This window comes from Candidatus Pelagibacter bacterium nBUS_28, assembly GCF_051200915.1.
GTDB lineage: Bacteria > Pseudomonadota > Alphaproteobacteria > Pelagibacterales > Pelagibacteraceae > Pelagibacter.
This window is the reverse complement of sequence record NZ_CP172844.1, coordinates 1,106,664-1,133,482: the sequence shown is the minus strand read 5'-3', so window position 1 is coordinate 1,133,482 and position 26,819 is coordinate 1,106,664. Positions and strand designations below refer to the sequence as shown.

General features: G+C 28.2%; 31 protein-coding genes and 1 tRNA gene. 12 read left to right on the top strand and 20 right to left on the bottom strand.

Annotated elements, in window-relative coordinates; translation table 11 throughout:
- Nucleotides 1–8: 8 nt before the first annotated feature.
- Genes ACIJYC_RS06015 through ACIJYC_RS06005 form a run of 3 tightly spaced genes read right to left on the bottom strand, consistent with a single transcriptional unit; the run spans nt 9 to nt 3,654 of the window.
- Nucleotides 9–2,582 carry a chromosome segregation SMC family protein gene (locus ACIJYC_RS06015; RefSeq protein WP_435165592.1) on the bottom strand — a complete coding sequence of 858 codons (2,574 nt, stop codon included), beginning with the start codon at nt 2,580–2,582 and terminating at the stop codon, nt 9–11.
- Nucleotides 2,583–2,590: 8 nt separating this feature from the next.
- Entirely contained in the window at nt 2,591–3,169 is a 579-nt protein-coding gene (locus ACIJYC_RS06010) for a thioredoxin domain-containing protein (RefSeq protein WP_435165589.1), read from the bottom strand.
- Nucleotides 3,166–3,654 (bottom strand): DUF721 domain-containing protein, encoded by a 489-nt coding sequence (locus tag ACIJYC_RS06005; protein ID WP_435165586.1) that lies wholly within the window; start codon nt 3,652–3,654, stop codon nt 3,166–3,168. The genes ACIJYC_RS06010 and ACIJYC_RS06005 overlap by 4 nt, the downstream gene beginning before the upstream one ends.
- Here ACIJYC_RS06005 and ACIJYC_RS06000 point away from each other — a divergent pair, their 5' ends adjacent.
- Genes ACIJYC_RS06000 through ACIJYC_RS05990 form a run of 3 tightly spaced genes read left to right on the top strand, consistent with a single transcriptional unit; the run spans nt 3,655 to nt 5,785 of the window.
- On the top strand, nt 3,655–3,951 hold the full coding sequence (locus tag ACIJYC_RS06000; protein ID WP_435165583.1) for a hypothetical protein: 297 nt from the start codon (nt 3,655–3,657) through the stop codon (nt 3,949–3,951).
- On the top strand, nt 3,948–4,637 hold the full coding sequence (locus ACIJYC_RS05995) for a hypothetical protein (protein WP_435165581.1): 690 nt from the start codon (nt 3,948–3,950) through the stop codon (nt 4,635–4,637). The genes ACIJYC_RS06000 and ACIJYC_RS05995 overlap by 4 nt, the downstream gene beginning before the upstream one ends.
- On the top strand, nt 4,634–5,785 hold the full coding sequence (locus ACIJYC_RS05990) for a salicylate 1-monooxygenase (RefSeq protein ID WP_435165578.1): 1,152 nt from the start codon (nt 4,634–4,636) through the stop codon (nt 5,783–5,785). Before ACIJYC_RS05995 ends, ACIJYC_RS05990 begins: the two co-directional genes overlap by 4 nt.
- Here the strand turns inward: ACIJYC_RS05990 and ACIJYC_RS05985 are convergent.
- From ACIJYC_RS05985 to ACIJYC_RS05975, 3 genes are all read right to left on the bottom strand, one after another.
- Nucleotides 5,782–6,876: a site-specific DNA-methyltransferase gene (locus ACIJYC_RS05985; RefSeq protein ID WP_435165576.1), complete on the bottom strand. Its 1,095-nt coding sequence runs from the start codon at nt 6,874–6,876 to the stop codon at nt 5,782–5,784. The genes ACIJYC_RS05990 and ACIJYC_RS05985 overlap by 4 nt on opposite strands.
- Nucleotides 6,877–6,944: 68 nt before the next feature.
- Entirely contained in the window at nt 6,945–7,517 is a 573-nt protein-coding gene (locus ACIJYC_RS05980; RefSeq protein ID WP_435165574.1) for a ribonuclease HII, read from the bottom strand.
- 141 nt (nt 7,518–7,658) lie between these two features.
- A complete protein-coding gene (locus tag ACIJYC_RS05975) occupies nt 7,659–8,378 on the bottom strand; it encodes a uracil-DNA glycosylase (protein ID WP_435165571.1) in 720 nt (239 codons plus the stop codon).
- Between the two features lie 11 nt (nt 8,379–8,389).
- Between ACIJYC_RS05975 and ACIJYC_RS05970 the strand changes: the two genes are divergently transcribed.
- From ACIJYC_RS05970 to ACIJYC_RS05955, 4 genes are all read left to right on the top strand, one after another.
- Entirely contained in the window at nt 8,390–10,075 is a 1,686-nt protein-coding gene (locus tag ACIJYC_RS05970; RefSeq protein ID WP_435165568.1) for a tetratricopeptide repeat protein, read from the top strand.
- Nucleotides 10,075–10,920, top strand: a complete 846-nt coding sequence (locus ACIJYC_RS05965) for a 4-(cytidine 5'-diphospho)-2-C-methyl-D-erythritol kinase (protein ID WP_435165565.1) — start codon at nt 10,075–10,077, stop codon at nt 10,918–10,920. The genes ACIJYC_RS05970 and ACIJYC_RS05965 overlap by 1 nt, the downstream gene beginning before the upstream one ends.
- A 33-nt stretch (nt 10,921–10,953) precedes the next feature.
- A tRNA-Gln gene (locus ACIJYC_RS05960) sits at nt 10,954–11,027 on the top strand.
- A gap of 3 nt (nt 11,028–11,030) precedes the next feature.
- A complete protein-coding gene (locus ACIJYC_RS05955) occupies nt 11,031–12,305 on the top strand; it encodes a CCA tRNA nucleotidyltransferase (RefSeq protein ID WP_435165562.1) in 1,275 nt (424 codons plus the stop codon).
- Here the strand turns inward: ACIJYC_RS05955 and greA are convergent.
- Genes greA through ACIJYC_RS05940 form a run of 3 tightly spaced genes read right to left on the bottom strand, consistent with a single transcriptional unit; the run spans nt 12,302 to nt 14,069 of the window.
- Nucleotides 12,302–12,778, bottom strand: a complete 477-nt coding sequence (gene greA, locus ACIJYC_RS05950) for a transcription elongation factor GreA (protein WP_435165559.1) — start codon at nt 12,776–12,778, stop codon at nt 12,302–12,304. The two genes, ACIJYC_RS05955 and greA, sit on opposite strands and share 4 nt — an antisense overlap.
- 3 nt (nt 12,779–12,781) lie before the next feature.
- Nucleotides 12,782–13,609, bottom strand: a complete 828-nt coding sequence (hemF, locus tag ACIJYC_RS05945; RefSeq protein ID WP_435165557.1) for an oxygen-dependent coproporphyrinogen oxidase — start codon at nt 13,607–13,609, stop codon at nt 12,782–12,784.
- Between the two features lies 1 nt (nt 13,610).
- On the bottom strand, nt 13,611–14,069 hold the full coding sequence (locus ACIJYC_RS05940) for a tRNA (cytidine(34)-2'-O)-methyltransferase (RefSeq protein ID WP_435165554.1): 459 nt from the start codon (nt 14,067–14,069) through the stop codon (nt 13,611–13,613).
- A gap of 90 nt (nt 14,070–14,159) precedes the next feature.
- Between ACIJYC_RS05940 and petA the strand changes: the two genes are divergently transcribed.
- From petA to ACIJYC_RS05925, 3 genes are read left to right on the top strand one after another with little or no spacing between them, the layout of a single operon-like run.
- Entirely contained in the window at nt 14,160–14,669 is a 510-nt protein-coding gene (gene petA, locus ACIJYC_RS05935; RefSeq protein ID WP_435165551.1) for a ubiquinol-cytochrome c reductase iron-sulfur subunit, read from the top strand.
- An 8-nt stretch (nt 14,670–14,677) separates the two neighbouring features.
- Complete coding sequence (locus tag ACIJYC_RS05930; protein WP_435165548.1) at nt 14,678–15,940, top strand: cytochrome b; 1,263 nt, start codon at nt 14,678–14,680, stop codon at nt 15,938–15,940.
- Between the two features lie 28 nt (nt 15,941–15,968).
- Nucleotides 15,969–16,721: a cytochrome c1 gene (locus ACIJYC_RS05925; protein ID WP_435168108.1), complete on the top strand. Its 753-nt coding sequence runs from the start codon at nt 15,969–15,971 to the stop codon at nt 16,719–16,721.
- On the opposite strand, the gene ychF is transcribed toward ACIJYC_RS05925, so the two are convergent.
- From ychF to lgt, 7 genes are read right to left on the bottom strand one after another with little or no spacing between them, the layout of a single operon-like run.
- Nucleotides 16,698–17,771, bottom strand: coding sequence for a redox-regulated ATPase YchF (gene ychF, locus ACIJYC_RS05920; RefSeq protein ID WP_435165545.1), 1,074 nt, complete (start codon nt 17,769–17,771; stop codon nt 16,698–16,700). The two genes, ACIJYC_RS05925 and ychF, sit on opposite strands and share 24 nt — an antisense overlap.
- On the bottom strand, nt 17,771–18,334 hold the full coding sequence (pth, locus tag ACIJYC_RS05915) for an aminoacyl-tRNA hydrolase (protein WP_435165542.1): 564 nt from the start codon (nt 18,332–18,334) through the stop codon (nt 17,771–17,773). The genes ychF and pth overlap by 1 nt, the downstream gene beginning before the upstream one ends.
- A 37-nt stretch (nt 18,335–18,371) precedes the next feature.
- The gene (locus ACIJYC_RS05910) at nt 18,372–19,073 is read right to left on the bottom strand and encodes a 50S ribosomal protein L25/general stress protein Ctc (RefSeq protein WP_435116033.1); all 702 of its coding nucleotides are present in this window, start codon (nt 19,071–19,073) and stop codon (nt 18,372–18,374) included.
- Between the two features lie 45 nt (nt 19,074–19,118).
- On the bottom strand, nt 19,119–20,051 hold the full coding sequence (locus ACIJYC_RS05905; protein ID WP_435165540.1) for a ribose-phosphate pyrophosphokinase: 933 nt from the start codon (nt 20,049–20,051) through the stop codon (nt 19,119–19,121).
- An 8-nt stretch (nt 20,052–20,059) separates the two neighbouring features.
- The gene (gene pgeF / locus ACIJYC_RS05900) at nt 20,060–20,818 is read right to left on the bottom strand and encodes a peptidoglycan editing factor PgeF (protein ID WP_435165537.1); all 759 of its coding nucleotides are present in this window, start codon (nt 20,816–20,818) and stop codon (nt 20,060–20,062) included.
- Nucleotides 20,811–21,863, bottom strand: a complete 1,053-nt coding sequence (locus ACIJYC_RS05895) for an SAM-dependent methyltransferase (RefSeq protein ID WP_435165534.1) — start codon at nt 21,861–21,863, stop codon at nt 20,811–20,813. Before ACIJYC_RS05895 ends, pgeF begins: the two co-directional genes overlap by 8 nt.
- Nucleotides 21,850–22,623, bottom strand: coding sequence for a prolipoprotein diacylglyceryl transferase (gene lgt / locus ACIJYC_RS05890; protein ID WP_435165531.1), 774 nt, complete (start codon nt 22,621–22,623; stop codon nt 21,850–21,852). Before lgt ends, ACIJYC_RS05895 begins: the two co-directional genes overlap by 14 nt.
- A gap of 32 nt (nt 22,624–22,655) precedes the next feature.
- Between lgt and ACIJYC_RS05885 the strand changes: the two genes are divergently transcribed.
- A complete protein-coding gene (locus ACIJYC_RS05885; protein WP_435165529.1) occupies nt 22,656–22,901 on the top strand; it encodes a hypothetical protein in 246 nt (81 codons plus the stop codon).
- Here ACIJYC_RS05885 and ACIJYC_RS05880 read toward each other — a convergent pair.
- Genes ACIJYC_RS05880 through ACIJYC_RS05870 form a run of 3 tightly spaced genes read right to left on the bottom strand, consistent with a single transcriptional unit; the run spans nt 22,879 to nt 25,286 of the window.
- On the bottom strand, nt 22,879–24,198 hold the full coding sequence (locus ACIJYC_RS05880) for an ATP-binding protein (protein WP_435165526.1): 1,320 nt from the start codon (nt 24,196–24,198) through the stop codon (nt 22,879–22,881). The genes ACIJYC_RS05885 and ACIJYC_RS05880 overlap by 23 nt on opposite strands.
- Nucleotides 24,179–24,856, bottom strand: a complete 678-nt coding sequence (locus ACIJYC_RS05875) for a response regulator (RefSeq protein WP_435165524.1) — start codon at nt 24,854–24,856, stop codon at nt 24,179–24,181. Before ACIJYC_RS05875 ends, ACIJYC_RS05880 begins: the two co-directional genes overlap by 20 nt.
- Nucleotides 24,849–25,286: a MarR family winged helix-turn-helix transcriptional regulator gene (locus ACIJYC_RS05870; protein ID WP_435165521.1), complete on the bottom strand. Its 438-nt coding sequence runs from the start codon at nt 25,284–25,286 to the stop codon at nt 24,849–24,851. Before ACIJYC_RS05870 ends, ACIJYC_RS05875 begins: the two co-directional genes overlap by 8 nt.
- Nucleotides 25,287–25,356: 70 nt before the next feature.
- Here ACIJYC_RS05870 and ACIJYC_RS05865 point away from each other — a divergent pair, with 70 nt between their 5' ends.
- On the top strand, nt 25,357–26,238 hold the full coding sequence (locus tag ACIJYC_RS05865) for a branched-chain amino acid aminotransferase (RefSeq protein ID WP_435165518.1): 882 nt from the start codon (nt 25,357–25,359) through the stop codon (nt 26,236–26,238).
- Here ACIJYC_RS05865 and pgsA read toward each other — a convergent pair.
- A complete protein-coding gene (pgsA, locus tag ACIJYC_RS05860; protein ID WP_435165515.1) occupies nt 26,235–26,819 on the bottom strand; it encodes a CDP-diacylglycerol--glycerol-3-phosphate 3-phosphatidyltransferase in 585 nt (194 codons plus the stop codon). The genes ACIJYC_RS05865 and pgsA overlap by 4 nt on opposite strands.

Below are 26,819 nucleotides of genomic sequence, written 5' to 3'. Positions count from 1 at the left end.
TATATAGTTTAGGCAACCATACTCTCTGCTTTTTGTAAATCAACAGCAACGAGTTGGCTTATGCCTTTTTCAGGCATTGTAACCCCGTAGAGTCTATTCATTTTAGACATTGTTAAAGCGTGGTGAGTTACAATAATGAATTTTGTATTAGTGATCTTTATTAACTCCCCAAGAAGGCTACAAAATCGAGTTACATTTGCATCATCAAGTGGTGCATCAACTTCATCCAATACACAAATTGGTGAAGGGTTGGTTAAAAAAACAGCAAAGATTAAAGAAAGAGCGGTCAAAGCTTGTTCACCTCCTGATAATAAAGTTATTGATTGAAGTCTTTTACCTGGTGGACTGACTAACATTTCAAGTCCAGCCTCAAGAGGATCATCGGAATCAACTAATTCTAGTTTAGCATTTCCTCCATTAAAAAGTTTAGTATAAACTTCATTAAATTTTCTATTAACTTTTTCAAAAGCTTCTATTAATCTTTCTCTACCTTTTTGATTAAGTTCATTAATACTTTCTTTTAGTTTGATTATTGCAGTAACTAAATCTGAACGATCTTGTTCCATTTTTTTTATTTCTTCTTCATACTTGCTAGTTTCTTCATCAGCTTTTAAGTTAACTGATCCTAATCTTTCTCTTTCTTGTTTCTTTTTATCCAAAGAATCTTCTTGATCTACTGGGTTAGGAAGGTCTTCCATACCATTGAGGTTTGAATTTTCTAAAATATTTACTTCAGTTAAACTAAGCTCTGAATTTATTCTATCTAGTAAATCACTTTTCCTCTTTTGTAGACCTTCAACAGTTGCTCCAGAACTTGCTTTTCTTTCTCTAATTTGAATTGATTGTTCTTGAATTTCATTTAATTGAGATCTTAAGCTTTCTATCTGTTTATCAGTTTCTTCAATAACAGCGTCGTTATCAATTTTTTCTTTATCTGATATTCTTAAATTTTCAGTAATTTGACCTTTTCTTTCAGCTTGAGCTTTAGGTTGATTATCTAATTCTTTTAATTGATCTGTTAATTTATTTTTTCTATCAGTCAATTCACCAACCATTTTTTCTGAATTAGCTAATAAATTTTTCCAACTTTCAACTTCTGTTTCTATAGTTTTTATTCTCTCATTACGTTTTATAGACTCATTTTTAATTGATTGATTTTTACTGTATGCATCAGCATACTTTTCCTGAAGTTGTTTTATATTTTGTGATTTTTCATTTACACTTAATAATGCCTCTCTTGATTTTTCATTTTTCAAATCATTTAAGAAATTATCAAGTTCCATATTACATCTATCTAATAAGGTAACTGCTTGATTGATTTCGTTACTATCAATTAACTCTTTAACTCTGTTAATAGAGTTTTTAACATTTTTAATTGGGCCAACACTGATGTTTATTGACCCTTCAGCTATATTATTTACTACTTCATCAACTGCTTTTTGCTCGTCTTTTAGTTTATTTTTGGCATCTTCTAATTCTTCATTAGACAATTTTTCAGTTTCAAAATATTTAGAGTCAACCTCTATTAGATCAGTTTTTTCTTCTTTAAGTCTTTTTTCATTAGAATTGGCATCAATTATAATTCCTCTTTCCCTTGAGATATCCTCATCTAAAGTCTGTAACGATTTTTTAATAGTTTCAATTTCATCTTGTGTTCTGGTATTTTCTTCATCTAAACTTTGAAGTTCAAGGTTTAATCTTTGAATCCTTGACAAATTTTCTATATTTTTTTCTCTAAGGGGTGAAACTTTATCTGTTGCAGATTTAATTAAATTTTCTAACTCAGATATTTTATTATTAAAGCCCTCTACTTCTCCTTCTGCCTCATTATTGATTTCGATTTCAATTCTAATTTCTTTATCTATTTCAATTAATTTTAAATAATAGAGTCCTGCTTCAATTTTTTTAATTTCTTCAGAAATTAATTTGTATTTTGACGCTTCCTCAGCTTGTTTGTGAAGATTAGCTAGTTGTTTTTCTTGTTGTCTTCTAAGTTCATCAGCTCTTTTAAGATTATTTTCTGCAGCTCCCAATCTTAGTTCTGCCTCATGCCTTCTAACATGTAATCCTGAAATTCCAGCAGCTTCCTCTAAAATAGCTCTTCTATCTGTCGGCTTTGCAGTTACTAATGCACCAATACGTCCTTGACTAATCATTGAAGGAGAATGTGCACCAGTCGATAAATCTGCAAAAAACATCTGAGCATCTCTTGCTCTTACCTCTTTATCGTTAATATAAAATTTAGAGCCTTTATCTTTTTCAATTTTTCTTCTAACATTAATTTGATCAAGTTCACGATATTGAACTGGACCTTCGTTATCTTTATTATCTAAATCGATAGATACTTCTGCAATATTTTTAGATGCTTTATTGGATGTACCAGAAAAAATTACATCTTCCATTCCTGATCCACGCATGCTTTTTGCTGAGGTTTCTCCCATTACCCACCTTAACGACTCTACAATGTTTGATTTACCACAGCCATTAGGACCAACTATTCCTGTGAGACCTTTTTCAATTAAAAAATTTGTTTTATCAGCAAATGATTTAAATCCATTTAACTGGATTTTTTTAAACTCCATGCACTAACTTATATCAGTTTTTCTAGTGCTTTTTTTAAATTTTTGTAATTTAGAGTTTTTTCGAACTTTTCATCGTTGATTATTATCGTAGGAGTAGAACTTATTTTGTATTTTTTAACTGCATCTATTCGATCATTTAAAACAAAATCCTCGATTTCTTTGTCATTTATACACTTTTCAAAATCAACGTTATAACCCTCGCTAATTAAAAATTTTTTAAGATTTTCATTTGCTTCTTGTACTGAGCTACCTTTGACCCATTTTTGTTGGTTTGCATAAAAACTATTTAAAATTTTCGAATCACCACCGTTATTACATTGTGAAACTTTTGAAGCATTGAAAGCTGCTATATCTAAAGGAAAGTGTCTAAATTCGATTTTAGCTAAACCTGTATCAAGGTAATCTTTTTTAAGCTCAGGGTACACATCTTTATGAAAATTAGCACAATGACTACAAGTTAAAGATTCATAGGCTATAATTGTAATCTTTGCATCTTTACTTCCAACTACAATTCTTTTTATTTCCTTTGCGCTAATGGTTGAAATAGTACTAAAAAAAATTGTTATAATTATTAGAATTTTTTTCATTTTTCTTTAAATACCTTGGTTAGTTCAATCAGAGATTTCTTAATTTTATCATTCTTAACATCATTAATTTTATTTTGATATTTATTAATTGCCACATTTTCCTGATGCAACTCTTTTTTTGAAAAGATTTTCTGTTCATCATCAAAGCTAATGAATTTGAGTTTTTCTACAACTGAATAACCAAAAAAACTATTCATTTTATCTAAAATATCTTTTTTGGAGTATTCCATATCAATCTCATGACCCCTTTTAACCATTACCATGAGAGTGCTAACTCCAAATTTATTAGAATTCTTAAATGTTTTTGGATAACAAACTTTAAATAGATCATCTCCAACAATATATCTCCAGTTGCCAAGTGTTTCAGAATAAATATGACCCTTCTTATTAATGATTTTTTTTACATTTTTAGGTAAAGTGTCCTTAAAAGATCTTAAACCTTGAATGGTGACATTTCCGCGCTTAGTATTATTTTTAAATTGCATATGAAAGATCAGACAATAACAAATAAAATTCTAAATTGGTATGATATTAACAAAAGGTTATTACCTTGGAGAAAAAAAACTACTTCAAAAAAAAAGCAATATTACACCTTAGTTAGTGAATTTATGCTTCAGCAAACTCAAGTTGTAACAGTGATACCGTATTTTAATCGGTTCATTAAAAATATTCCAGATTTAGAAACTTTAGCCAGTTATGAAAATCGAAAACTTATTAAGCTTTGGGAAGGTCTTGGCTATTATTCAAGAGTTAAAAATTTAAAAAAGCTGCTCAAGTTGTGATTAAAGATTTTAATAAAAAATTACCTAATAATTTTTTAGATTTAAAATCACTACCTGGTATTGGAGATTATACTGCAAGTGCAATATTGGCTATTGCATTCAACAAACCCTTTATTCCATTAGATGGAAATGTGGAAAGAGTTTTAAAAAGATATCTATACTTAAAGAAAGAAAATCAAATACAAAAAGATAATTTAATCAAAAGCAAAAAAGTTTTAGGAACCTCAAGTAGATCTAGTGATTATGCTCAGGCGTTAATGGAATTAGGTGCACTAATCTGCAAACCAAACAACCCTCTTTGTGAAAAATGTCCAATCTCAAAAAATTGCAAATCTATTGCTAAACAAGATTTTATTTTAAATAAAATTAAAAAAAATAGCAAAGATAAATACTTTTTACTCAAAGTTTATAAAAAAAATAATAAATATTTATTGGTTAAAAATAGAAATTTCAATTTTTTAAAAAATTTCAATATTTTTCCAATGCAAGAATTAACCAAACCTAAAAACTTTAACCAAAATTTAAATTTCAAATTATCAAATATGAACATGAATATTAAAATCAAAAATGATAAGATGATTAAACCAATTCCTTTTTCCTATTGGATTGATCCTAAAAAATTAAAAAACTATACTTTGCCAACTTTTACAAAAAAAATTGTTACTTATTTGGAAAATCATAAATGAAAAAAATTGCAATAATAGGAGCAGGTATTTCAGGTCTATTTGTTGCAAACTTATTTAAAGAAAATCTTGATTACCAAGTAGCTATTTATGAAAAAAATACATCAATCAATTTAGATGAGGGATATGGAATTCAGCTATCAACAAACAGTATAAAACTTCTTAATACAATTGGATTTAATACTTTAGAAAGCAAAGATAGATTTAACCCTGAAAAAATTGATTTTTATGAAATTAAACATGAAAAAAAAATATGTGACTTAAATATTTCAGAGTTTAATTCTGAAAATTGTAAGTACACAACTCTAAAAAGGTCTAAATTAGTCGAATTTTTAAAAGATAGATTGGAAGACAATACAATTAAGTATGATCATAATATTGAAAATATTGAAAAAAATAATAATAAAATAATTTTAACTTTTAATAACAGTATTAAAGAAAGTTGTGATCATTTAATTATTTCTGATGGTGTATTTTCCAAAGGTAAGTCTCTTATTTCTAATAATGAAATAAAACCTACCTATAATAATTCAATTGCTATTAGGGGCAGTATTTCAAGAAAAAACCTTAATAATTTAAAAGAAAAAAATATTTCTTTATTTATGGGAAGCAATTTTCATTATGTGATTTATCCAATAAATAACGATAATGAAGTCTCAAATTTTATTGGAGTTTTAAAATATAAATTAACAGCAAATGAGCTTGATAATTATGGGCTTTTTAAAGAGGAGGGTTTTATTCAAGGTATTAAAGATAAATTACAAAATAAAATTTCTGCAAATATTCTGGATAATCTTAATGACATCAAATGCTTTCCAGTTTTCATTAGCAAAGGCTACCTTAAACCAGGCACCAATATCTCATTAATTGGAGATGCTTTTTTTGCCTTTCCACCTTCATTTGCCCAAGGAGCCTCTCAATCTATTGAGGGTGGTTATGAATTATTTAATGATATTGCAAATAATAAGAATGAATTTTACAATAACAGAATTGTAAAAGTTAGAATGATAAATAATAGATCAAAGCTTAATCATTTCGCCTTTCATTTATCAAATCCAATAATTGTCTTTTTTAGAAATATTATTTTAAAATTTTTAACAAAAAATAAATTTTTTCTATCAAGTTATTTGGGTAAAATTTATAAAAATTAATTTTTAGCAATTAATCTTTGTCTCAAGTAGTCAATAGGATGTGTTCGTCCATTAATATCGCAATGCCAATAAGTCCAACCATTACAACTTTCAGCACCTAGAATAGTTGCTGCAACTTTATGAATAGATCCTTCGGTTTGTTCATGCTTAATGCTACCATCAGCCATAATTCTTGCAGAGATTTTTTTCTTATTATCAAAAATGTTGGTACCTGGTTTGATTATTCCAAGTTCCACTAAAGAGCCAAATGGAATTCGTGGTTTTGATCTATTATTCTTAAGCGTATCAAGCAACTCATCTTCTATTGGCTTTGTATTTTTTAACCTTTGATCTGCTGCTTTAAAATAACTTTTTTCTTTCTCTATACCAAAATAGTTTCTACCTAATTTTTTTGCTACAGTTGCTGTAGTCCCAGAACCTAAAAATGGATCTAAAATCATGTCATCTTTATTTGATGACGCTAATAAAACTCTGTGTAGTAGAGACTCTGGTTTTTGTGTTGAATGTACTTTTTTACCATTTTTTTTGAGTCTTTCAGAGCCATTGCAGATTGGTAAATTCCAATTTGATCTCATTTGCAGATCGTCATTTAAACATTTTAATGATTGATAGTTAAAAGTATATTTTGACTTTTCACTCTTTGAAGCCCAAATTAAAGTTTCATGAGCATTGGTAAATCGTGTTCCTCTAAAATTAGGCATTGGGTTATTCTTATTCCAAATAACGTCATTTAAAATCCAAAATCCTAAATTTTGAATTGCAGTTCCCACTCTAAAAATGTTGTGATAACTACCTATGACCCAGATGGCTCCATCTTTTTTTAATATTCTTTTGCACTCAGCTAACCATGTGTACGTAAAATCATCATATTTTTTGAAATTTTCAAATTGATCCCATTTATCATTTACTGCACTTACTTTAGATCGATCTGGTCTAGTAAGCTCACCTTTCAACTGTAAATTATATGGAGGGTCTGCAAAAACTAAATCAAAAGTTTCACTTGGAATTTTTTTCAATTCCTCAAGACTATCTCCGTTTATAATTTTATTTTTAAAATCAGTTTTCATTTGTATAAAATAATTAGACTCCAAAAGGATTCTTGGGTCAACCTGTGATTGAATTAATTAGATTCGATTTGTGCTAACTAAAAGATAGATAACTAGATATTGTATATCTTGAATTTAGATATCGGAGAGAATGTTTTTCTATGATGCTTATTACTACCAAGTTTTTTAATAGCTTTTAAATGTTGTTTCGTTCCATATCCAAAATTTTGATCCCAGCCATATCCTTTGTTTTTCTTAGCCAATGTAGTTATGAATTTATCTCTAGCAACTTTAGCAACAATTGATGCTGCTGATATTGAGGCTATTTTTTGATCACCTTTAATTATTGCTTTTAAATTATAATTTTTTAAATCAGGAAGTTTATTTCCATCAATTAAAATATGAGAAGGTTTTTTTTTAAGTTTTTTTATAGCTCTTTTCATTGCAAGTAGACTTGCCTGTAAGATATTAATTTTGTCTATCTCTATAACAGATGCTTTGCCCACTGACCAAATAGAATTTTTTTTTATATAATTTGATAATAATTCTCTTTTATCTTTAGCAATAGTTTTAGAGTCTTTTAATAATTTTTTATTAATATTTTTATTTAAAATTACTGCTGCTGCATAAACGGGCCCAATTAAACTTCCTCTTCCAACCTCGTCGACACCAGCTACAATTTTCATTTAAACTATTATGAGGTGATAAATTAAAAGTCCAACCAAAACTCCCTTTATAAAGGAAATCCATAGAAGGCTATAGTTAGAAATTTTAAGTGTTTTTCCCCACCACGAAAAATATCTTTTATGCAATTCAATCATATTAAATTAAATAACAATCTTCATTTCAGTAATCTTATTCTTAATTTTTTTTAAGTCTTCCCATGAATATTTTTTATTTTCTGGAAATCTAATTAGGTAAGACGGACTAAATGAAATTATCAGTGGATAGGTTTTATTTCTTAATATTACTTCTTTCCATTTTCCTCTTTCAGATGATATTTTACTGTTAATTCCTGTTACAGCCTCCATTGCTGAGCTCCCCATTAAAATAATAATTTTTGGATTGATAATTGAAATATGTTCTTTTAAGAAAACAGAGTATCTTTTAATTTCTTGAGATGTAGGTTTTCGATCTTCTGGAGGTCTAAAATTGACTGCATAACTGCAATAAATGTTTTGTCTTTTTATTTCTATTGCTAGTAACATTTTATTTAATAATTCTCCTACCTCACCCTTAAATGTTTTGTGGGCTTTATCTTCTTCATCTCCTGGCGCTTCTCCAATCAACATAATTGAACTATTTATGTTTCCATCTCCAAGGATAAGATTTTGTGAGTTATCTTTTAAATTACAATTTTCGATTGAATTAATTTGTTTTTTTAACTTTTCTAAAAGTTCAGCTTTATTAGTTTGATCAGTATCATTATTATTTTCAATAATATTAAATCTATTTATCGGCTTATTTTTAAATATAAAATTTGGTTCTATAGTATCTATTAATTGTTCGTCTAATTTGCCTTTTTGATTTATCACTTTTTTAATCATACAATGATTTAATGTTTAACAAACTAATAAAAATAATAGTTGTTTTTGGGTTATTCTATCAGACCCCTTTATATTCTAAAAGTGCTAGTTTTAATGAATTTAATTCACGAGATTTATCAAATTATTTTTCAGGAATTATTGCATTTGAAAATAAAGATAATTCTGATGCTTTAAAATTTTTTAATGCATCCAAGGTACTTCTTAATAAGCATGATGCATATTTGAAACGATATACTTTTTCTTTAGTATTAGAAAATAAAGTTGCCCAAGCTATTAATGTTATCAAAAATAATAGTAATGATGAAAATTTAGATTTTTTTGAAGCTTATCTACTTTTAATAGCAGACAATTTAAAAAAAAATAATTTAAATCAAGCAGAGAAATACTTGAATTTAAGTTTACAATTTCAAAATGAAAATAGATTTAATTTAGTAATATTTGAAACATTAAGACAATATCTTTACACTTTTAAAAACAAAAAAATTTTATTTAACAAAAAAAATTTTGGCAATATATCATTAATAAATCAAGCATTTCAAAGATGTTATCTGAAAAAGGAAAATACTAGGTCATCTTTTCTAAATTTAATAAATAATCCTGATGGAGATTATTCAAGATACATATTTTTTTATATTAATTATTTAATCGAAAATGATCAAATTGAGGAGGCCAAGGTAGTTTCTAATCAGCTTGAATATATAAATTCTACGCTTCTTTTGTCTCAAAGTAAAAGTTGGATTGAAAATAATAATTTTAAAGAATTTAGTAAAATCTTCTCATGCAATAATCATAACGATATTATCAGTGAGTTTTTATTTTTGATTTCAAACTTATACTCCTCCCAAGATGATATTGAAAAATCTAATTTCTATTTAAACCTTGCAAATTACTTAAATCCAAAATTTATTTTAAATTCAACACTTGTAGCTGAAAACTTTTATCTAAATGAGGAATACGAGAAGGCTAAAAAAATATTAAAAAATTTCGATAAGAAATATGAATTTTATTATTGGTTTAGAGTAAAAAAAGAAGCTCAAATAATTATTAAAGATAAAGGTTATGATGAGGGTATCAATTATTTAAGCTTAAAATTCAGTAAAATTAAAAACCCAAATGTTAAGATGGTTTTTGATATCGCAAATTTTTATAAAAATTCAAAAAATTATGAAAAAGCGATTGAGTATTATACTGAAATCATCTCATCTCTGGATGATAATTCAGAAATTAAATCTGATTTACTTTATAGACGTGGTGGAAGTTATGAGCGATTAGGTAATTTTCAAAGAGCTGATGGAGATTTAAAATACTCACTACAAATTAATCCAGATGATGCTTATGTTTTAAATTATTTGGCTTATTCGTGGTTAGAACGTGACTATAAAATAGATGAAGCAATGAGAATGTTAGAAAAAGCATATGCTTTAAGAAGTAATGATCCTTATATTACAGACTCGATAGGGTGGGCATATTATTTGATAGAAAATTATATTGAGGCAGAAAAATATATAAAAAAAGCTGTTGAATTAATGCCAGAAGATCCAACAGTTAATGATCATTATGGTGATATTTTATGGAAATTAAATAGAAATATTCAAGCAAGATATTTTTGGAACTATGTTTTAAGTTTAGATGATGCAGATGAAGATATTAAAAAAAATATAAATATAAAAATTACAGAAGGTCTCAATAATTCTTAATGAAAACTAATAAAGTAAAATCATTTGCTAAGATCAATCTAGCTTTATATGTTACTGGTAAGCTAACCAGCCTTCATAAAATTGAGAGTGTTGTTAAGTTTATAGAGTTACATGACATAATCTCTATAAAAAAAATTAATAGCGATAAACACAAGATTTCTTTTAATGGTAATTTTTCCAAAAATATAAAAGAAGATAATACAGTTAATAAATTATTTAAAATTTTAGAGGAAAAAAAAATATTAAATAATAAAAAATTTCAAATTAAGATAAAAAAAAATATCCCACAGGAAGCTGGTCTTGGAGGGGGTTCTATGAATGCTGCTACAATTTTAAATTTTTTAATTAAAAAAAATTTTATTAAGATTAACCAAAAAAAAATTTTACAAATTACAAAATTAATTGGCTCTGATGTAATTTTGGGTATTAATCCAAAGAGTACAATTTTATCATCAAATGGTGCTATTAAAAAATTTCTAAAAACTTCAAATTTTAATATTTTGCTTGTTCGTCCGAATTTTGGATGTTCTACAAAAAAAATTTATTCAGGAGTAAAAAAATTTAGCAAACCTATATTTAATAATTCTAAAAAAAAAATGATGAATTTAAAATCTTTATTGAAATATGAAAATGACCTAGAAAAAGTTGCATTCTCTAAGTATCCAAAACTAAAAATATTAAAATCTTATTTAGAAAATTTAAACCAACCTTTATTTGTAAGAATGACAGGGTCTGGTTCAGTAATAGTTGCTTATTATCAAAGAAAACAAGATTGTGAATTAGCAAAAGTTAGATTTAAAAGAAAATTTAGAAATTATTGGTGTAATGCATCGAAAACTATATAAATTTTATTTTTTTGTGTTATATGAAAACAATATTGGGGCGTAGCCAAGTGGTAAGGCACTGGTTTTTGGTACCGGCATCCTAGGTTCGAATCCTAGCGCCCCAGCCATATATGGATAACTTTTTAGATAAAATTTTTTTTAGATCTCGTAATCTTGATTACATAAGTCAAAATCTTAAAAATTTAACAACCCAAACACCTGCTAAAAGAATATTTGAAGCACTTAATACTTATTCGAAGAGTAGTGAGGTTAGATATGTTGGTGGGTGTGTAAGAAAAGTTATTAAAAAAGAAACAGTCGATGATATTGATTTAGCTACAAATTTAGTACCCAGTGAAGTTTGTGATGCTCTAAAGAGACAAAATATTAATTTTTACGAGACTGGCATTCAACATGGAACTATTACTGCTATAATTGATGACTATAAGTATGAAATTACTTCATTAAGAAAAGATGTATCAACAGACGGAAGGCATGCAAAAGTAGAATTTTCCTCTAACTGGAAGGAAGATGCGGCAAGAAGAGATTTTTCCATAAATTCAATATATTCAGACAAAGATGGTAATTTGTTTGACCCTTACAATGGTAAAAAAGATCTTGAGAGTGGGAATATTAATTTTATAGGGGACTCGGAAAATAGAATTAAAGAAGATTATTTACGTATTCTTAGATATATCCGTTTTTTTATAAATTATTCAAATCAAAGCCATGACCTTAATATAATTAAAAAAATAAAAAAAAATATTGGTGGTGTTTCAAAACTATCATCAGAGAGATTGTTAGATGAATTTAAAAAACTAACAAAATCCAATGCATTTTTAAAAATATTTAATGATAAGATTAGTTTAGAACTTATAGAGATTATTTTTCCTCAACTAAAAAATTTAGAAAATTTTAAGAAATTAAATTCTTACGCAATTGACAATCTATCAAAGGTAGATTTTATTTTTTTATTATCACTATTGATAGTTGATGGATCAGATAATACTGATTATTTTCTTTATAAATTTAATATCTCTAAAAAAGATCAAAAAAGATTAAAATCAATTGATTTTTTCTATAAAGAAAATGTAAGTATAAAAATTTTTAATGAAAAGAATTTTAATAAGATTTTTTATTATAATGGCAAGCAAACAGTAATTGATATTATCAATTATAAATTATTTACATCCTCGAAAGTTGAAAAAAAATTAATTAAATTAATAGAAACTTATAATTATAAAGTTATCCCAACTCTTCCAATTGATGCAAGCACACTCATGACTAAATATAATATTGCTGAGGGAAAAATGTTGGGTAAAAAACTAAAGTTGATAGAGGAAACATGGGTTCAAAATAGTTTCCAAATTTCAGAAAAACAAATCCAAAAAATTATTAAAAGTTAAATATATTTAACGTCTTTTATTTCAAAATTTTTAACTCCAGCAGGAGTTGTGATCTCGACTAGATCATTTTTATTTTTCCCAATTAAACCTTTGCCCATTGGTGATTGAAAAAAAATTAGTTTTTGTTTTAAATCAGCTTCATCTTTTCCAACAATTTTGTAACTAATTTTTTCGCCATTATCTAGGTTTTCTAAGAATACAGTAGAACCAAAGATTATTTTGCCCTCATTATTTAATTTTGTAACATCTATGACATTAGCTCTTGCAATAATATCATTGATTTCTGTTATTCGTCCTTCGCTATGAGACTGTTCTTCTTTAGCAGCATGATATTCTGCATTTTCTTTAAGATCTCCATGCGATCTTGCTTCTGCAATTGCAGCTACAATTTCAGGTCTCTTTTTTTCTTTTAAAAAAACTAATTCGTCTTTTAGTTTTTCCAAACCATTTAATGTAATTGGTTCTTTATCCATTTTTTATTTCCACTTAGCTAATGGTGGCAACGACATTAATATACCTTCTACATTTCCACCAGTTTGTAAGCCAAATTTAGTTCCCCTATCATATAATAAATTAAATTCAGCGTATCTTCCTCTTTTAATATACTGCATCTCTTTCTCTTTTAAAGTCCATTTTTTGTTAATTTTTTTTTCAATAATATTATTGAATATCATTTGAAATGTTACCCCAACATCCCTTACAAATTTGAAGTCGCTTTCAAAATTATCTTTCTTGTAATCAAAAAAAATTCCACCAATTCCTCTTGCCTCATTTCTATGCGGTAGAAAGAAATATTTATCACACCATTCTTTATATTTTTTATAATATGTTTTATTATGACGATCACACATTTTTTTTAATGATAGATGAAAATTGTTTTCTTCTTTTTTATCTTTTATTGAGGGTGTTACATCCATCCCACCACCAAACCAATTTTGAGTTGTGCAAATATATCTAGTATTAAAATGCATTGCTGGAATGTAAGGATTTTGCATATGCATTACTATTGAAATTCCTGAAGCCCAAAATCTTGGATCTTTACTAGCGCCAGGAATATTTTTTTGAAATTTTTTTGGAAATTTTCCATAAACTTTTGAAAAATTTACTCCTACTTTTTCAAAAATTTTTCCATTTGTAATAATCCTATATTCACCACCACCTTCATCTTTACTTTTATTTCTTTGCCATGTCGTTGATTTAAATTTAATTTTATTTTTCTCTAATTTAACGATGTCATCACAAATAGCATTTTGCAAAAGCTTGAACCAATTACTAGTGATGTCTTTTTTTATTTCATTATCCATTTTATATTAACCCTGTTTGTCTTAAACTTTCTGCCAAAACAACTGCAACCGAGGATGCAATATTAAGCGATCTAACATTTTCTTTCATTGGTATCTTCAAGCGATCATTTATAGATTGATGAATATTTTTAGGAACACCAGCACTTTCTCGACCAAACAATATCGTATCATCTTTTTTGAAATTAAACTTTGTGTAAGATATCGATGCTTTTGTTGTCATTAAAATAACTCTTTGATTCTTTTTTGCCTCAAAGAAATGTTTTGAACTTTGATATAAATCAATTTTATCCCAATCCATGTAATCCATAACTACTCTTTTAAAACGTTTATCACTGAGATGAAAACCACATGGTTCAATAATTTCAAGTTTAGCGCCTAAACAAGCGCATGTTCTAATTATTGCTGCTGTATTTTGAGGGATATCTGGTTCATACAATGCAATATTAGGTCTTTGGCTCATAATTATGTGTCATTCTTTCAGTAGAAAAAAAACTATTATCTTATAAGAAATCGTATATTAAGTAATTTTTTAACAATAATATTTAAAAAAATGTCAGATAAAAAGCCTAAAAGAAGAGAATTTCTATTCACTGCATCTTACGCAGTTGGAGCTGTTGGTGTTGGAGCGGTAGTTTGGCCATTAGTAGATCAAATGAATCCCGATGCATCAGTGAAAGCATTAGCCAGTACAGAAGTTGATGTAAGTTCAGTTAAACCTGGAAATACTATAACTGTGCTTTGGAGAGGAAAACCAGTTTTTATCAGAAGAAGAACTAATGAAGAAATTTCAGAAGCAAAATCAGTCAAAATGGAAGATCTAAAACATCCAGAAAAAGATGAGGATAGAGCTAAAGATCCCGAATGGTTAGTGATGCTCGGTGTTTGTACCCATTTAGGCTGCGTACCATTAAATGATAAAGGTGATTACGATGGTTGGTTTTGCCCATGCCATGGTTCGCATTATGATACATCAGGTAGAATTAGAAAAGGTCCCGCACCTTTGAACATGGAAGTTCCAAAATATGAATTTGTTAATGCAAAAACAATTAAAATTGGATAATTAATATTATGAGTGATCACGAATATACACCCACATCAAAAGTTGGAAAATGGTTCAATGATAGACTTCCACTTTTAACTTTAGCAAATCACTTAACAGATTATCCTACACCAAAAAATTTAAACTACTGGTGGACATTTGGAGGAATTTTAACTTTTTGTTTAATAACTCAGATTGTAACTGGTTTAACACTTGCTATGCACTACATAGCTCATGCTGATATGGCTTTTGAAAGTGTTGAGCATATCATGAGGGATGTAAATTATGGTTGGTTAATAAGATACATTCATGCAAATGGTGCATCGATGTTTTTTCTGGCAGTCTACATTCATATATTCAGATCTTTATTTTATGGATCATATAAATCTCCAAGAGAAATTATTTGGATAATTGGAATAATCATTTATTTGTTAATGATGGCTGCTGCATTTATGGGCTACGTATTACCATGGGGCCAAATGAGTTTCTGGGGAGCAACAGTTATTACAAATTTATTTAGCGCAATTCCATTAGTGGGTGAGGGAATTGTTACTTGGTTATGGGGCGGTTATTCTGTAGACAATCCTACTTTAACTAGATTTTTTACACTCCATTATTTAATTCCTTTTTTAATTTTGGGATTAGTAGTTTTGCATATTTGGGCTCTTCACGTTCCTGGAAATAACAACCCAGTTGGAATTGATATAAAGAAACCTTCAAAGGATACAGTGCCGTTCCATCCATACATTGTTATTAAAGATGGATTTGCATTACTGATGTTTATGATTGTTTTTGCCTTTTTTGTTTTTTATTCACCAAATATTTTAGGTCATGCTGATAATTATATTGAAGCTAATCCAATGGTAACCCCAGCTCACATTGTTCCCGAATGGTATCTTTTACCTTTTTATGCAATTTTAAGATCTGTGCCTGACAAGTTGCTTGGAGTTGTAGCAATGCTCTCAGCTATTTTAATTTTAGCTGTACTACCATGGTTAGATACTTCAAAAATTAGATCTGCAGTATTTAGACCTCTATACAAACAGTTCTACTGGATACTTGTGGTTGATGTTCTGATTTTAGGATATATGGGAGCTATGCCAGCTGAAGGGCTTTATCTGTTGATTGCAAGAGTAGCTACAGCGTATTATTTTCTTCATTTTTTAGTAATTTTACCAGTTTTAGGATTTAAAGAAAAAACATTACCTATTCCATTAAGTATAACGGAGCCTGTTCTTGGAGGCTCTCCAAATTTAGCAATGGCTAAAAATAAACAAAGTATAGATAAATAAAGTGAAGAATTTTATTAAATTATTTTCAATTCTAGTCTTATTTTTTTTTGCATTTACCCAATCACAATCAGCTGAAAAAGTTGATTACTTAAAAACTGATTGGAGTTTCAAGGGACTTTTTGGTAAATTTGATAGAGGTTCACTTCAAAGAGGTTATCAAGTTTACACGGAAGTATGTGCGTCTTGTCACTCAATGAAATATCTAAGCTATAGAAACTTAGGAGAAAAGGGTGGACCAGAATTTTCAGAAGCTGAAGTCAAAGCTATAGCAGCATCATTTGAAGTAATAGATGGACCAAATGCAGATGGTGAAATGTTTGAAAGACCAGCGAAATTATCTGATAAATTTGTAATGCCATACGAAAATGTCAAAGCAGCCCAAGCAGCAAATGGTGGAGCATATCCACCCGACATGTCAGTTCTTGTTAAAGCTAGAGGTGGTGGAGTAGATTATATTTATTCTTTGCTTCAAGGTTACGAAGATGCACCAGCTGGAATGACTTTAGATGAAGGTGTTCATTACAACAAATATATGTATGGAAATAAAATTAGAATGTCTGCTCCACTTTCAGAAGATATAGTTGAATATGGTGATGGAACAAAAGCAACAGTTGAACAAATGTCAAAAGATGTGACAACATTTTTAATGTGGGCAGCAGAGCCACATTTAGAATCTAGGCACCAAATGGGTTTTAAAGCGATTATTTATTTGATTATTTTAACTATCTTAGTTTATTTCAGTATGAAAAAAATATGGTCACGTGTTGAATCTGAAGTTTAATACATCACCGTCTTTAACTATATAATCCTTACCTTCTAGTCTCATTTTTCCATTAGTCTTTGAATTTACCCATCCATCGTTTGCTACAAAATCTTCATAAGAAACTGTTTCTGCTCTTATAAAACCTTTTTCAAAGTCAGTATGAATTTCACCAGCTGCCTTAGGAGCTGTACAATTTTTTTGGATTGTCCATGCTCTTGTTTCTTCTGGACCAGAAGTAAAATAGGTATCTAATTCTAAAATTTTATAACCTTTTTGAATTAACATGCTTAATCCAGTTTCTTCCAAGCCAATCATATCCATATAGTTTTTTCTCTCTGAAGACTCTAGTTCATTGATTTGATTTTCTATATCAGCTGAAACAATCAAAGTATTTTCTTCACCAAATTTTTCTATAAAATCTTTTGTATATTGATTACCCTCTTGAACACTTTGCTCGTCTACATTACATACAAATATTTTAGGTTTTATTGACAATAAACCACTCTGATTAAGTTGTTTGCTCTCAAATTGAGATTTTAGAATAGAAATATCCTTGTCATTATTAATACAATCTAGCGCTACTTCTAATATCTTTAATTGTTCCTCATCAACGTTTTTTTTATTACTTTTTTCTAATCTTTTTTGAATTGATTCTAAATCAGCCAACATCATTTCGGTCTCAATAATTTCTAAATCTCTGATGGGATCTATTGTTGGGTTAACATTTTGAATATCATCAGAGTCAAAACATCTAATCATATGAATAATTGCATCCACTTCTCTAATATGTGATAAAAACTTATTACCTAAACCTTCACCTTTTGATGCGCCTTTTACTAGTCCAGCAATGTCTACAAATGAAATTGTGGTATTTATGATTTTTTTTGATTTTGAAACTTTAGATAGGTTGTTTAATCTTTCATCTGGAACTGGAACAACCCCAACATTTGGGTCAATCGTGCAAAAAGGAAAATTGGCTGCTTGCGCCTTACTTGAGTTTGTTAATGCATTGAACAGGGTAGATTTACCAACATTGGGCAAACCAACAATTCCACATTTAAAGCTCATTATTTGTTATTATTTACTGTACTAGAAAATAGATCTAATTTTTTTTCAACTAATATACTAATCGACTCGTTGATATGGTTTGAGATTTTTTCAATACCAGCTAACTCTTCCTCTTCAAAATTTTGAAGAACAAAATCACCAACTTCTATGTTTTCTTTTGGCTTACCTATTCCAATTCTCACTCTTGAGTAATCTTTACCTATAAATTTATCAATAGATGCAATCCCATTATGTCCTGCACTTGATCCACCAAATTTTGCTTTAATCTTCCCAAATTCAACATCTAAATCATCATGAAAAACAATTACATCTTCTGCATCTATTTTAAAGTACTCAATAAGCTCTCTTATACAAATTCCAGAATTATTCATAAATGTTAGAGGTTTGATTGCATAGACTTTTTGATCACCAACATTTCCAGTTGTGAGTAGCCCTTTAAATTTGGGTTTTTGTTTTGATAATCCAAATTTTTTATTAATAGCATCGATAATTTTAAATCCAACATTATGTCGATTATTTTCACTATCTGGTGTTGGATTACCTAAGCCTACGAATAAAAGCATATTTTTTTAATGGATAGTAAAATTTAACTTTGACAGTTTATTTATTTTCTTCAGCTGCTTTTTTATCGTCACCCTCTTTTTTTTCACCTTCAGCTGCTGGTTTATCACCTTCTGCTGCTGCTTCTGCTCCAGCTTCTCCTTCTGCAGCTTCTGCTTCAGCTGGTTTTTCAGGTTCCTTCATTACAGTAGGTGCGGCCAATGTTGCTATAACAAAGTCTCTTCCTTTAATTGTTGGAGTTACATCTGTTTCTAAATTAATAGATGATATTTTGAAACTTTCACCAATCTCAACGCCATCAAGATCAATTACTAAGTTTTCAGGAATTTTTTCACTTGGACATCTTAATTCTACTTTTCTTCTAACGATGTTCAAAACTCCACCTCTCTTCAAGCCTGGAGATTTTTCATGGTTAATAAATTGAACAGGCACTTCAATTCTTATTTTTACACCTGGAACCACTCTTAAAAAGTCTACATGAATAGGTTCATCTGAAATGATGTGATATTTAATTTCTCTTGGAAGAACGTTTTGAGGTTTTCCATCGACATTTAAAGTAACTACATTGGACAGGAAATTTTCTTTATCGATCAGAGACTTTAATAATTTTTTTGAAATTGAAACTGTTTCATTTTGTGCTTCACCACCATAAATTACAGCTGGTACACTACCATTATTTCTTAGCACACTAAGTTCACCCTTAGTTTTTGTGTTTCTAATGTTTGCATCTAATGAAATCATAAAATCATGGGTTTTTAGCCCAAGTTCTTTAATAACTCAAGGTAATTATTTAAATAAATCTGAGACAGATGTTGAGTTAGATATTCTTTTAATTGCTTCTCCCATTAAGCCAGAAATTGGCAGTACCTCAATGTTTTTAGCACCCTTAATTTTATCATTGTTGTCAATTGTATCAGTAATAACAAGATTTTTGATTACAGAATTTTTAATTTTTTTTACAGCCTCACCACTTAAAACTCCATGTGTGATGTAAACATAAACTTCTTTCGCACCTCTATCTTTAAGTGCTTTTGCAGCGTTTACTATTGTTCCACCTGAGTCAATAATATCATCAACGATTACACAAGTTTTTCCTTTAACATCTCCTATCACATTCATTACTTGTGATTGACCTGGCTTTGGTCTTCTCTTATCAACAATTGCAAGTCCTACATTTAATAGTTTTCCTAAAGCTCTAGCTCTTTCAGTTCCACCTACATCTGGTGCAACACAAATAATATTTTTATTTTTTATTTTTTTCTTTGCGTGTCTTGCAAAAATTGGAGTTGCAAATAAGTTATCAACAGGAATGTCAAAAAAACCTTGAATTTGACCAGCATGTAAATCAACTGTTACCACTCTATCTGCGCCAGCTTTAGTAATTAGATTTGATACAAGTTTTGCTGAAATAGAAGTTCTTGGAACAACTTTTCTATCTTGTCTTGCATATCCAAAGTATGGAATGACAGCTGTAATATTTTTTGCAGATGATCTTTTTAATGCATCTATGCAAAGTAAAAGCTCCATTAGATTATCATTAGCAGGCGATGAAATTGACTGAATAATAAAAATACTGTTTCCTCTTATATTTTCATTAATCTCAACATAAATTTCTCCATCAGAAAAATTTCTGATGCTAGAATTTACTAATTTAGATTTTAAATATTTTGCAATATTTTTGCTAAGAGGCTTATTGCTGTTACCGGATAATAATTTCATTAAAAAACCTAGTTAAGCATAATTATTGATATATTTCTACCATAATCATCGTGATTTAATTTTAAAGCTCTTCTTGCACTAAAAAATTTATTTGTTTTATCAAAAGTATCAATTTTTAAAATATCTATATTTTTAATCTTAATGGTTTTAAGCGAAGCATATATATACTTAGTTAAATCAAAGTATAATCTATTTTTTTTATTCTTAAAAAATATATAATTTTTTTTATCTTTTTTAATAAACTTTCTTTTAAAATCTTGTTTAACTTCATAATTTTTTTGAGAAATAGATGGACCTATAGCAGCTGTAATATTTTCTAATTTACAACCTTTTTTGATCATGAACTTGATTACTTTAGCAATAATGCCTTTAAACGCTCCTTTCCACCCAGCGTGAATTGCAGCTATCATCTTCATTTTGTCTTCATAAATTAGTATTGGAGCACAATCAGCAGTTAGAACGCCTATAGGAAAATTTTTTTTATTAGTAATTATAGCATCAACCTTAGGTTTCTCTTTATTGTCATATGCCTTATCAATGAAAATGAAATTATTGCTATGAATCTGATGAGCTAAAAAAATATTTTGTGCTTTTTTACTAATTTTTTTTCTAACTATTTGTAAGTTTTTTTTGATATTTTTCTTATTATCTTTTGAGCCTGGACCACAGTTTAAACTTTTGTAAATATTTTTAGAGTGACCACCAACACTATTAAAAAAGCAATGTTTAAGGTCTTTTATTTTTGCTAATCTTTTTGATCTAATCAATTTCAAAACCTGTTTTGAATTTATTTTTTTTCTTTTTTATTAACATTACTTTAAATAGTTCACCCATTTGTTTTTCATCAATAAGTCTTCTTATTCTATAAAATAAATCTGATTTTTCAGAAAAGGTTAGATTTTCACTTATAATCTCAGCCCTTTGAACTATCCCCATACTTGTCAAAAATTTCTTATGGTTGCTAATTATAGAACTTAATTCATCGAATTGATTGGTAAATTTTTTAAATAAATCGAAGTTAATATTGTATGTTATGTCAGTTTCCCCAATATTTTCTAAAATATTTGAGTATTTATGATTTTTGATAGCCTGTAAAGTTTCACGCATTTTAATATCTAAATACCCATAATCAATTATTAATATTCCACCATCATTTTTTTTTATTAAGTTACAAATATTTTTTAAATATTCAAATGAACTTGGCGAGTATTCAATAATTTCTTGTTCTTTTGAAATAGCAAAATTTAAATTTTGCTCAATTTTTTTAACATCAGCAGGCTGTTCTTTAAATTCAGCTTTACCTTCTTCTTTGAAATTAACAAATCTTTCAACCCAAACTTCTTTTTTTTTAAAAAACTGCTTAATAGGAAGTGCATCAAAAAATTCATTAGCTAAAAAAATAGTTGGGTAGGAATTATTAGTATTTATATCTTCTATCCAAATTATTTTTTCAGACTTCAAACTTAATTGTTGTTTTTTTTTCAATAGTTCACTTTTTTCATGAATTTGAAAATTACAGTTAAGAAAACATTCTGGAAAATTTTTTAATGTTTCAATTATAACCTTCATCATTTCACCATTTCCAGCTCCAAATTCTAATAGATTAAATTTTTTTGGTGATCCTAGACTTTTCCAAAAGGTAACTATCCAGATTGCTATTATTTCTGAAAAAACTCTTGTAATATTTGGGGCAGTAATAAAATCTCCTTCTTTTCCAAAAGGATCTTTTTTCATATAGTATCCATCAACTTTATCGTAAAGTGCGAATTCTATAAATTGATCTAACGGTATATCTTTATTATTTAATTTCATTTTTGAGGTAAAAAATAGTTATTCCAATTGAAGCAAATACTAAACTAATTATTTGGCCCATAGTTAAACTCAAAATTAAATAACCTATTTGTTCATCTGGAACTCTAAAAAACTCAACAAAGAATCTAAATATAGAATAAAAAATTAAAAATAATCCTGAAATTAAACCAGGTTTGTTTAAATAGTTTTTATTTGTAAAATAAATTAATATTATAAACAAAATTAAGCCTTCTAAAATTGCTTCATATAGTTGTGAGGGGTGTCTGGATAAATTATCTACTTTAATAAAAATTATTGACCAAGGCACATTGGAAGTTGTTCCGTAAAGTTCTGAATTTATAAAATTAGCCAGCCTGCCAAAGAAAATTCCAACTGGAGCAACTATTGATACTTGGTCTAAATAAAAAAATGGATTTTGATTATTTTTTTTTGCAAAAATATAACTTGAAACAATTATACCTAACAATCCACCATGAAATGACATCCCACCTTGCCAAATTTTAAAAATATCTAAAAAATTGTCTAAGTAATATGAAAAATTGTAAAATACGATGTAACCTATCCTTCCACCTAAAATTATTCCAATGATAAGATAAGTAATATAATCATCAAATTTTTCACTGATATCTGAATTTTTGATAAATATTTTTTTGCATAAGATCCAACCAATCACAATCCCCAAAATGTAAGCTAAAGAATACCATCTGATTTCAAATGACATAATTTGAAAAGCGACTGGGTCAAAATTATTGATGAACATTTTAAATAATACTTATAATGTATATCCTAAATATGAAAAATTCTAAATTTTTAATTGATAAACTTGGTAAACTTTTTGAACAAGGTATTATTTCTTCAAAAGATCTTACTTCAGAGCTATTTAATATTTTAAAATCTAAAAGAGATGAAATCGTCTTTAAAATGAAAATTGTTAGCAAAGATGAATTTGATGTATTATCTAAACGAGTTGAAAGTTTAGAAAATAAAATAAAAAAATTAGATACAAAGAAAAAAACTAAACAGGTAAAAAAATCTTAACACTTAGTCCGTTCATTTTAGATTTATCAAGAATGATATTTCCACCATGTGATCTAATGATATCCGATGCTATAGACAATCCAAGACCTACGCTTGACTTTGAATCTGCTCTCCCTTTGTCAATTTTATAGAAAGGTTTGAATACATTTTCATATTCTTTATTAGGAATGCCAGGACCATCATCATCGGTTATAATTAGTATATTTGAATTTTCTTTGCTCAGTTTTATTTCAACTTTGTTCCCGTATTTTAATGCATTATCAATTATATTATTTAAACATCGACTAATTAGATTTTTTCTACCACTAATATAAACTCTGGGGAGCAAATCTTTTTGAATATTTTCATTATTATATTTACTAACAATTTCTTTTATTAATTCTGACATATCGAACATTTCATCTTTTTCAGCGTAAGATGAACTTGTAAATTGAAGATATTCATTAAGCATTTTTTCCATTTCATTAATATCTTCTGTTAATCCCGTAGCTAAATCTTTATCTTTAATAAAAGCAATTAGCAGTTTCATCCTTGTAAGTGGTGTTCTCAAATCATGACTTATGCCAGATAGCATTTCAGTTCTTTGATTTAAATGTCGAAGTATTCTCTTTCTCATTTTATCAAATTCATGTCCTGCCTGTCTGATTTCTAATGCTCCAGATGGTTTGAACTCCTCTATGTCCTCACCTTTACCAAATCTCTCAGCTGCTCGCGCGAGGTTAGTAATTGGTCTGGTTTGATTTTTTAAAAATATCAATGAAATTATTACCATTATGATTGCAGGAACGGTAATCCAGAGGGCAAATATTCTCGCTGATGAACTAGTAACCCTATCTTTGGGTACTAAGAATTTAAAGTATCCATCTTGATATTTTATCCTTAAATCAATTAATTCTTTATAACTAGTAGTATCAAACCAAAATTCTTCTGTACCAAAGTTTGATTTCAATTCTCGTCGGAGAGTTCTATCAATTGGACTAAACCATCTTTCAGTATATCTATTTTCTAAATTTTTATTGTTAACAAGTTCTATATTTAGATCTATGAATAAAGAAAATTGATTTTTTAATTCATCTTTATTTGTTTTTTCGTTGCCGTAAACCTCAACAAACAAATTGATTTCATTAATTAATGCCTTGGTCATTCCTTTGTTAGTTTTAATCCAAAGACTGTCAAAAAATACTACTGTTATAACTAATTGAAGAACCAATACAGGCACCGCAACAATTAAAAGAGCTCTATAAAATAATCTTTTAGGAAGTATATTTTTTAAAAAATTACTCAATCCAGAGAACATACCCAGCACCTCTTATTGTCTGTAAAAATTTTGGACTCTTAGGATCAATTTCAATTTTTTTTCGTAATCTTGTAATAATTACGTCTATAGATCTCTCTTTATCAAGTCTAATTAACTGACCAATATCCTCTCTTGAAAATGTTTTGCCAGGATTATTAATCATTTTTTCTAAAATTATTTTTTCTGTAATATTAATTTTAAATTCTTTATCGTTCTTGAATATCAAAAGTTTATTTAAATCTATTTTAACATTTGCAAATTCAATAATTCTGACTTGTTCAGTTTTTAAAGTTTTGTCTAAAATATTTCTAATTCTTAAAATTAACTCTTTTGGTTCAAATGGTTTTAGCAAATAATCATCTGCTCCAGTCTCTAGACCTTCAACTCTTTCATTTGCCTCTCCTTTAGCAGTCAAAAGGATAATAGGGGTATCTAATTTTTTTTTATGATCTTTAATAAATTCCAATCCATTTTTTCCTGGCATCATTATATCTAAAATAATTAAATCAAATTTAATGATACTAATTTTTTCCGATGCATCTTCAGCACTATCTGCAGTTGTAACTAAAAAATTATTTTCATTTAGGTATTTTTTTACTAATGATCTTATTCCATCATCATCATCAACAACTAGTATATGTGCAATAAATTTATCCATTAATAATTTTACTTAATACATTATCAAAATTTATCACTTCCTCTGAACTTGAATTAAGTAATGCGTTATAAATCCTTTTTTTTTGTAAATTGAAAATTTCGTTAAATATTTTTTTTCCTTTTTCATTCAAAAAAACATGCTTCACTCTAGTATCCTGATCATTTTTCTTGAAGGTTACAATTTCTAATTTGATTAAATCTTTAAGTACTCTGTTAAGGCTTTGTTTAGTTACTTTTAATCGCTTTAAAAGCTCAGAAATTGAAATACCTTGGTACATCGATAACAGATGAATAACTTTATGATGAGCTAAACCAATAGAATATCTATCTAATACCTTTTTTGCGTCTGAGAATGTTTCTCTGTAGCTAACAAATAATTTTTCAATTAAATCTTTTAGCTGTTCATCTTTTAAATATAAAAGTTCTTTCATTATAGGTAAGTTATATTGACATATTAAAGATACAAAGATAATTTTCACTTATAATTTAAAAATTTCATACATGATACCGTACGATAAAAAAACTGGAAAAATTTGGTATAATAGTGAGCTAGTTGATTGGGCTGATGCTAAGATACATGTTTTAAATCATGGACTTCACTATGCTAGTTGTGTTTTTGAAGGTGAAAGAGTTTATGATGGCTCAATATTTAAATTAGAGGAACACACTTCAAGACTTTTTTATTCAGCAAAAAGAATGGGTATGACAATTCCTTATTCCGAAAAAGAAATCAATGATGCCTGTAATAAAATTATTTCAGTTCAAAATGTAGAAAATGGTTATGTAAGACCCACTATTTGGAGAGGAAGTGAGATGATGGCAATTTCTGCTCAACAAACTAAAATTCATGTAGCTATTGCTACTTGGGAGTGGGGCTCCTATTTTGATCCAAAACTTAAAGTGGAGGGAATTAAATTAAATATTTCAAATTGGCGAAGACCTGCGCCAAATACAATTCCTTGGGATACAAAAGCTTCAGGTCTTTATATGATCTGTACTTTATCAAAACACGAAGCAGAAAAAGAAGGGTACACCGACTCCTTAATGTTAGATCATGATGGAAATGTTGCAGAAGCAACTGGTGCAAATATTTTTTTCAAAGATAAAAATGGAGAAATTCACACACCTATTCCAGATTCTTTTTTAGACGGAATAACAAGAAGAACGGTAATTGAGATAGCAAAATCCAAAGGTATTAAAGTTCATGAAAGAAAAATAAATCCATCAGAACTTTCTAACTTTGTTGGATGTTTTTTAACTGGTACAGCTGCAGAAGTCACTCCAGTGTCTTGTATTGTGCAAAATCAATTTAAAGTATGTGAAACTATAATTGATTTAAATGAAAGTTATCAAGCCTTGGTGAGAAAGAAGAAAGCAGCTTAATCTTTGTTATCTTCTGATATTGCGTGATCTATTCCCTTACGCATGTAATCGTAACCAGTAAAAAGAGTTAAAAATGCAGAAAGCCAAAGAAGTATAATTCCAATTGTTTGGGCATTATAATCTTGAAAATTTATAATCTTATTTCCTGTATTTCCTGAAAGTAAAAAAGCAATTGATACCATCTGTAAAACGGTTTTTAATTTTGCAAGATTTGATACTGGAAGTTTTATTTGTCCTTTAGCTAAAAACTCTCTTAAACCAGAAATTAATATTTCTCGGGTAAGAATAATTATTGCAGCAATAACTTCATAATGTCTAATGGTACCATCCATTACCAACAAGATTAGCGCAGTAGCTACAATAATTTTATCTGCAATTGGGTCTAATAACTCTCCTAATTTAGACTCTTCACCAAGCATTCGAGCCAGCATTCCATCTAAAAAATCAGTAAATGAGGCCACAATAAATAATATTAATGCAGTCAAATCTCCATAAAAACCAGGAAGATAAAAAGCCAAAACAAAGAAGGGGACTATTATTATTCGCCCAATTGTTAATATGTTTGGAATTTTTCTAAGCAT